The sequence below is a fragment of the Bradyrhizobium sp. JYMT SZCCT0428 genome (assembly GCF_018131075.1).
In the GTDB taxonomy this organism is placed as follows: Bacteria; Pseudomonadota; Alphaproteobacteria; order Rhizobiales; family Xanthobacteraceae; genus Bradyrhizobium.
Genome location: NZ_JAFCLS010000122.1, coordinates 1 through 6,609, shown reverse-complemented (window position 1 = coordinate 6,609; position 6,609 = coordinate 1). Strand labels below are relative to the sequence as shown.

The 6,609-nt window shown below is 57.0% G+C and carries 10 protein-coding genes and 1 pseudogene; 4 read left to right on the top strand and 7 right to left on the bottom strand.

Going from position 1 to position 6,609, the window contains the following annotated elements; translation table 11 throughout:
- From JQ575_RS43460 to JQ575_RS43450, 3 genes are all read right to left on the bottom strand, one after another.
- Window positions 1–821, bottom strand: an 821-nt coding sequence (locus JQ575_RS43460; protein ID WP_212039274.1) for an AMP-binding protein, incomplete at its 3' end; no start/stop codon positions are given.
- Window positions 822–1,462: 641 nt separating this feature from the next.
- Window positions 1,463–1,942, bottom strand: coding sequence for a Phasin protein (locus tag JQ575_RS43455; protein ID WP_212039273.1), 480 nt, complete (start codon window positions 1,940–1,942; stop codon window positions 1,463–1,465).
- Window positions 1,943–2,058: 116 nt separating this feature from the next.
- Window positions 2,059–2,229: a hypothetical protein gene (locus tag JQ575_RS43450; protein WP_212039272.1), complete on the bottom strand. Its 171-nt coding sequence runs from the start codon at window positions 2,227–2,229 to the stop codon at window positions 2,059–2,061.
- A gap of 776 nt (window positions 2,230–3,005) precedes the next feature.
- Between JQ575_RS43450 and JQ575_RS43445 the strand changes: the two genes are divergently transcribed.
- From JQ575_RS43445 to JQ575_RS43435, 3 genes and pseudogenes are all read left to right on the top strand, one after another.
- Window positions 3,006–3,215, top strand: a complete 210-nt coding sequence (locus JQ575_RS43445; RefSeq protein WP_212039271.1) for a hypothetical protein — start codon at window positions 3,006–3,008, stop codon at window positions 3,213–3,215.
- Between the two features lie 156 nt (window positions 3,216–3,371).
- Window positions 3,372–3,649 (top strand): annotated as a pseudogene (locus tag JQ575_RS43440) (DUF6949 family protein).
- A gap of 264 nt (window positions 3,650–3,913) precedes the next feature.
- A complete protein-coding gene (locus tag JQ575_RS43435) occupies window positions 3,914–4,195 on the top strand; it encodes a hypothetical protein (RefSeq protein WP_212039270.1) in 282 nt (93 codons plus the stop codon).
- A gap of 342 nt (window positions 4,196–4,537) precedes the next feature.
- Here JQ575_RS43435 and JQ575_RS43430 read toward each other — a convergent pair whose 3' ends face one another.
- Window positions 4,538–4,774, bottom strand: a complete 237-nt coding sequence (locus JQ575_RS43430; protein WP_212039269.1) for a hypothetical protein — start codon at window positions 4,772–4,774, stop codon at window positions 4,538–4,540.
- Window positions 4,775–5,154: 380 nt separating this feature from the next.
- On the opposite strand from JQ575_RS43430, the gene JQ575_RS43425 reads away from it, so the two are divergent.
- Window positions 5,155–5,343 (top strand): hypothetical protein, encoded by a 189-nt coding sequence (locus JQ575_RS43425; protein ID WP_212039268.1) that lies wholly within the window; start codon window positions 5,155–5,157, stop codon window positions 5,341–5,343.
- Between the two features lie 62 nt (window positions 5,344–5,405).
- On the opposite strand, the gene JQ575_RS43420 is transcribed toward JQ575_RS43425, so the two are convergent.
- From JQ575_RS43420 to JQ575_RS43410, 3 genes are all read right to left on the bottom strand, one after another.
- Window positions 5,406–5,693, bottom strand: a complete 288-nt coding sequence (locus JQ575_RS43420; protein ID WP_212039267.1) for a hypothetical protein — start codon at window positions 5,691–5,693, stop codon at window positions 5,406–5,408.
- Between the two features lie 169 nt (window positions 5,694–5,862).
- Window positions 5,863–6,027, bottom strand: coding sequence for a hypothetical protein (locus JQ575_RS43415; protein WP_212039266.1), 165 nt, complete (start codon window positions 6,025–6,027; stop codon window positions 5,863–5,865).
- A 108-nt stretch (window positions 6,028–6,135) separates the two neighbouring features.
- Complete coding sequence (locus JQ575_RS43410) at window positions 6,136–6,390, bottom strand: SANT/Myb-like DNA-binding domain-containing protein (RefSeq protein WP_212039265.1); 255 nt, start codon at window positions 6,388–6,390, stop codon at window positions 6,136–6,138.
- Window positions 6,391–6,609: the final 219 nt, after the last annotated feature.

The window sequence follows — 6,609 nt, the reverse complement described above, 5'->3', positions numbered from 1 at the left end:
ACATCGAGCCATTCATCGAGCGCCACGATGGCAAAGTTCGCCGGGACAGCAATGCTGCCGCCCGTCAGCAGTGGTGTGAAGACCGTTACTTTGAGCCCATGGGAGTAATGAGGGGACGACACGCTCAGGCAGCGGTCCCCAGGCGTGAGGCCGAACCAGGCCTGAAGCCGTGCGGCCGCCGCCAGCATATTGCCATGGCTGAACGGAATGAGCTTTGGCTGCGCGGTGGTGCCCGACGTCTGCAGGATGAAGGCAGGCGAGCCCGGATCAGGCTCAGCGTCGATCGCAGGGGAGTCGGAGGCCTGCACGGCGATATCTAGTCCAAGCTGACCGTGTCCGATCGGAGCGGCTTCGATCACGGCAATCCTTCTCCGCTCAGCCGCCTGACGCGCTTCAGAGGCATTGCCTTGCGGCGCGAGAAGCGCGTCCAAGCGCAGCATGTCGAGACGTTGATCGAATTCCGCCTCGGACAATCGCGGATCGAGAGGAACCGCGATGCTGCAGCAGGCCACCGCCACGATGGCGAGAACCGCCTCCGCGCCGTTCGGCATGAGTACCCCGATCCGGGCGTTGCAATCGAATCCAGCCAGACGAAGCTGCCGGCGGATATTGTCCAACTGGCGTTGAAGATCGCTGTACGTTAGCGGCGCAAACTTGGTGGAGACGATCGCAGGCTGGTCTGGGGACCGGCTGGCAGTCCGACCGATGACATGGCCCAGCACGCACTCTCGGGCGCACGAGGCGATTTCCCCGCCAGCAACTCCTTCTCGGCGCTTTAAATCGTGATGAACGTCCGGCGCGACCGGCGTTAGACCGTCCATTGGCTGCTCCTTCAGCGCTAATTAACTTAGCGGGAAAAAGTGGCAATGGCGAAGGGGACGTACCCCAAAATTTCCAAGCTGCGCAAGACGGGGCCGCGATGAAAAGGCCCGATCGGCCAAAGGGTTCCAGCGGGGATGGCGGGTGCACCGGTCAGGGTCCGTGCGCAATGCCCGGGCTCGGGATCCGTTCTCAGCGGCGTCCAACGGATGAAACGGCGAAAACAGATTACGCGTATTATCAAATGCCTACGCTCGTCGAGCAGCGAATGACATGAACAGCCTGGATGCTATTTCCGTCGGCGTCGCGTTCCCTTAGTCACTCGGTTTTGGCCCGTTTTGAGGCCACCCAGCCGTTTCGCATTTCGGGCAACATGGTGCCGGTATCTCTGAATTATTTTATCAGTTGATGTGCCGACTATTAGACTAACCGCGGCTTCGGAAGCCGCAATTATCTTTTCGCTGACCATTAATTTAGCTTCGCGCCGGCCAGACCTGCCGCCGCGCATCAGCTTCATGGTTCGCAACGCGATTACGCGATTTGCTTCGACTGCCAACATCATAAATTTGAACATCCGCCCGACCTCTACATATCTGTCCGTAAAGATGAAGGGGCTGCTCGTATAAATGGCCTTGGGAAGACTTCATCGTTTCATACTAAGTTGCACCATTTCATTCGAGTACTTGCGGAACATTGCGATCCGCTCTTTTGTGAGCTCTTCGATGACGCGGAGTAATTGAAAGGGCGACCTAATCGACGCAAGCCTCGGTCCGAATTCAAGCGCAAATTGCATGTTGGCTTGTGCCATTTCCAACAGCTTTGCTTGATACGCCCGCGCTGTTGCCGTGGCTGACGACAGATCAAACCCCTTCCTTAAATCCGGCTCGCTCACGGTCTTCTTTAGGGAGTCCTGCAATTCCATCGCCGGACTCTCAATTATGGCTGCCTGGTGTTTCGGATCGTTAGGACCCTTGGGAGACGATTTAATAGGGTCGGCCGCAACCGAGCGAACGCGGCCGGGTTTTGGGCTTCTAATAACAGCCGAATTGGCTCGTTGAGCCTTGGCGGCTATTTTCAGTCTGCGGGCGGGCTTTGACGCCGTTGTTGATTTGCGTTTAGTCATTTGAGCACTCCAAAGACGATTTGAGACATTCACTGAAAAGCCAACATGCTGGGCAATTGAACGTTCCCGAATATGCTGGCGCGGCCCGCTTCCAAATAGTCTGAACCGATCGGGGCCTAGTATTTGCCGCCCTGAATTACCGTAAACTGGGGACGCCGACGCGAGGTTGGCGCCACGGGGGTCGAAAAGGCAACCGCGTCATCCAAGAGATCAGCGACCGCTATCCAATAATAACCTACACCGCTGAACATCACGGCAGGGGCAGCCCAGAGCAGCATCATCGGCATTATGTCCTCCTACTGAGCAAACACACCGTGGGATTTTGTTGTTCCCAATCCCGCCGAAGATCGCCAACTCTGTGCACGCTTCCTTGCTTGCGTGGACTCCTACCAAAGCCAAATCGATCAGGCGTTCTTCAAGTGCTGGGCGGCTCACAAGGCGGGCGCCGCATCTCACTCCGGGGCTTTGCGGTTGCTGTATTGCCAGCCCGACTTATCCGACGTCGGATCGCGCGCGACGGTGCACGTCATGGTTTGAATGCAATTAGCGCACTCAAAGGTTCGGCTGTCATCGCTCTTTGACGCCGGGCTGATCATGGTCAGCATCATTCGTTTGGAACATAGCGGACAGCGGGGCCGCTCAATTGGGATCAGCGACGGTTCAGGACGGGCATGAGGTTGGGGCAAGTGATGTGCATCCCTTTTTTGGTCGGGCGGGAGCGCAGCACACTCTCAGTCACCGATGGAAGCCGAAAGCCGAGCGGTGATCGGGATAATCTGGCATGTCCGGGAGCCGACATAGTGGTCAATATTGACCACCTCGCGGAAAAGTTAATGAAATCAAATCAGTCCGCTTATAGGAACGATCCGCTGCCCCGACATGCATCCGCATGTGATCTTCCCCGAGACGCATGAGGCTATCCCAAGCCGACCCGGCCCGAGGGCCGTGGCGTTTCTCAATCACTCTGCCAGTCCGTCCCTTTCCAGACTTAGTTTTACGAAAATTGCAACCTATCGGCGGGCGCTGAGTTGCAGCTTGTTCCCGGTGTTTAGGGGTAAGCGTCATGAGTTCTACCAATCATGAAATGGCAAACGCTCTTGTGATCCATCGGCCGTCGAGTAGCGAACGACAAGTACGCGGTGGCATCATTATTGCAGCGTATATTATCACCGTCGCCGCTGTCATGACCGGTTGGTTGTACGTGCTCAGTAAGGCGCTGATGTTTGGCATTTGGAGGTTTGCAGAATTAGCCGCTTACGTCGCGTTCGATTAGGGAGTGCTAAGTTATGGAGGCCATTGCAATTCTTGTCGCGATCTTCACGATGGGCTTTGCTGCTGGCTTTTTTGTGCGAGCAGAGCTTTCTCGTCGTCGCCGCTATAAGTCTTCAGCCCGCTTCGGCAGGGCGCGGTCGTAGCGGATTCCCTTTCCATGGGTTTTGCGCTTGCAGGCGCGTTGGCCAGCGGCTACCAGGCCATGGCGGCGCGACCCGTCGGATTCGAGCTGCTCTTGGATGGCGTGGCGCCGAAGACGTTTGCCGCGGTTCCGTTCCTTGTTTTTGCCGCCCCCTTCATCATCATGCGCAATACGCTGCGCTCCGCCAAGATCGAGCGCCGCTTATGATGGCAACCGTGCTCGCGGGCTTCTGGAGCCTGATGAATGGCACGTTCTTCCTGATGACGCTGCGGGCCGCAGGTCTGGTCGCATGAGGGCGAGGTTGCCAACGCGACTAGCTCCAACATTAAAGGAAATGCAGCCCTAAATGCCCCTCGGCACTAGCGCCACGGTAATTTTTGCCTGCCCGAAGTGCGGCTTGGTGTACCGCGCCGTGCAAGAGCGGCGCTCGCCCAGTAGATTGGGAAGTTTTCAATGCGGGAATTGCGGTGCCGAGATTTATCGATGATCCGGCTATTATGACTATCTGCACTGAGCCAGGTTAAACCACACGACCCGTCGGGAGATGGAAAATTTAATTGACCTATTCCAAACACCCCCGCGACCCCAACCATCTCGCCAAATCGATCATAGACATCGCGACGGGGGAGAGCCTGACCGTGACCCAAGAGGAGCACATGCGAGCGCTGATCGTGAAACGGTCGATGACATTTTTGACGCCATCCCGCGGGCGCGTGCGGCGAGATATTGATCTCCCGCAACCTGAGCGGGCACGCAAGGAGGAATTGAAGGACCGCTTCGCGCGCTTCGCTAAGTCAGAGGAGGCGGGGCGCCCTTCACCCCGTTGGGAAGGGAAGTGACCACCCTCTCCAGATTGGATTGCTCTTCGCTCAGGCGCCTTTGGACAAACTGGCGCTCAAGCTCTGTCAAACTGGTCTGCAATAGGTTGCGATAGCGTTGAATATTGCTGCGATGCGTATGCAAGCGAGCCAGCTGTTGATCAATCATTTGTCGTCCCTTGACGAGGGGTCCATTCCGTCTCACCGCAACAACGCCGGCCAGAGCGGAGTATATTCGCTCTGGCGGCATCGGCATTTCCCCGGCCGGGTCTTTAAATCCCGGCGGGCTAAGCCTGCCGCACGTCTGTGACGCTTTGATTACAATGGGGGTGGTGACTCTGAGCTAGGGCTGGCGGAGCTATCTCAAGCTGGGCCCGGCACCGATGCCGCGTTGCGCGAGATCGGGGTAATAAAATCCCTGTGCAGGCAGGTTGGTCTTTTGGCACCATCGAACAGCACGGTGACGCCCGTATTGCTTCGAAAAACCTCGACAACGATCCCAGTCTTGCCGGCCAGCGATCGCAATCGAGCGGCTCCGAGTTCACTGATCTTGAAGCGAGCGCCGACGACCAGTCTATTGAATTCTTGCACGTCACTCACAATTTTGCCCCACGATAAAAACACCACGTAGAATGAAAATTCAAACTCCTCTCCCGGCCCAGCGTTCCAACCGGCCGGCTAGTTTACGAAACGGCTGCGGGAGTACTCCAAAGTAGCTAGGAACGATTCAACCAAGTTGCACGGTCGCCGCTGGCGCATTTTTCGGCGCTGCGGCTGGAATGGGCGGCCCCAGCACAGCCAGCCCCTGCTGGGGCCGCTTTTTTCGCGAAGCCACTGGTTGACGGCCACGATGTTGAGCTGTGGCATGGCACCGAGAGGATTGCCATCTTCCGCCATCTCAACAGCTAGGTCCGTAGTTTTCCGAGTATGAACGGGGTTTGTGAGCAAGGGTCGATTAACGGCCGTGCCGTAACGACCGAATGACCGACAACTCCAATTATCCGATCTCAATGGAAGAGATACTGCGCCGCGTCCGAGAGCAGTACGCCGACGAGGAGACAAAAGATAAGGCGTTCTGCACGGATCAAGCCTTCCCAATTGTTGAGGAGGAGTATCCCTACGGCCTGTGCGAGGTCATCGAAAAACTGCGCAAGAAATCTCTCAATTGAAGGCCGCCTTCAGTTGGCTTTCGCCAGCGCGCGGGCCTCGCTTCCCCCCGGACTGCTTGCCGTCATTCGCCTTCAAGTAAACGGTCAACGAGCGCTAACAAAACGCGATGAGAGGTCGTGCCGTCATTCGCCAGGAATTCGTTGATCGTCATTCTCCAATTGGTCTTGAGCGGCAATTCACATTCATATTTGACATGGAGTGACCCGTCGTCATCTTGCTCCAAAAACCACGCTTCATCTCGATTACTCGATTTGAACATGTAGAATAGCCGTGACCTTGCCATCCCGGTTCCCGGCGCAATATGACGGCCCAGCGTACTGGAGGTGCGCTCGGGCCAGCCGACCGGCAAGGCGGATTGCCAACGGCCTGCTAAATTACCGCACCTCGGGCTGATCTTTCCGAACTAGTTCGGAGTAACTCAGTTGGCGGCCTCTTTCATTGATCACGCCTCCCCCGCGCGAAAGCCGTCGGCTTGGCAATCTGCCTGGGGCGCGATCTGCACCGCGTGACCGTCGAAGTTAGGGCGTAAGGTTAAAGCGGCCGATCCGCCGCGGCCCATCCCATAGTTCGACCGGCCCGTCTGCAACAATAGCGTTCGCGCGCTCGATCGCCTCGGCTTCATCGGCGCAGTAAAGCTCGATCGAGCTGACGACACTACCCTCGAACGTCAGGATGAATGCCAAGTATCGTTTCATGCTGGAATGATCAGGCGGGCCAAACGATCGTCGCGATCAAATATGCTATCCCGCCGCAAACGATGAGCAGGCCAACAATCAAGAGCGTTCGATCGCTCAATTCCCCTTCGCCTTCAGGAATACGACGTTAATGGCCTTTGCCCGGCTGCGAACCGATGCCGGTGTCCGCTTCATCCGTTCCGCGATCGTTACTGAGGTGCGGCCTTCCGCGGCGAGCTTGCGAAGGCGATTGTCGTCTTCAGGCGTCCACGGCTGAATAATGCGCTTCTTCATTTTCCCTTCGCCTTCAGCCCAGCTCTTCTTGCCCCGGCTGCTTTGCTCGTTTTCTGTAACGCCGTTGCAATCGAGCATAAACAGCTTGGCGTGTTCGGTTCAGTGCAACAGCTATCTCGACGGCTTCCTTTCCGGCATCGAGGAGCTCATCAAGCTTCTGCTCCTCTTCGGAGGTCCAACGCCGTGTCGCTGGGCTCGGAGCTGTCATTTTGTTCGCTTGGGTAAGCGGGGTCACTTAGATCTAGCTGGCCAGTCTTCCGAATTGGCCGCGATCCAGTCGGCGGCCTCCTTCTTTGT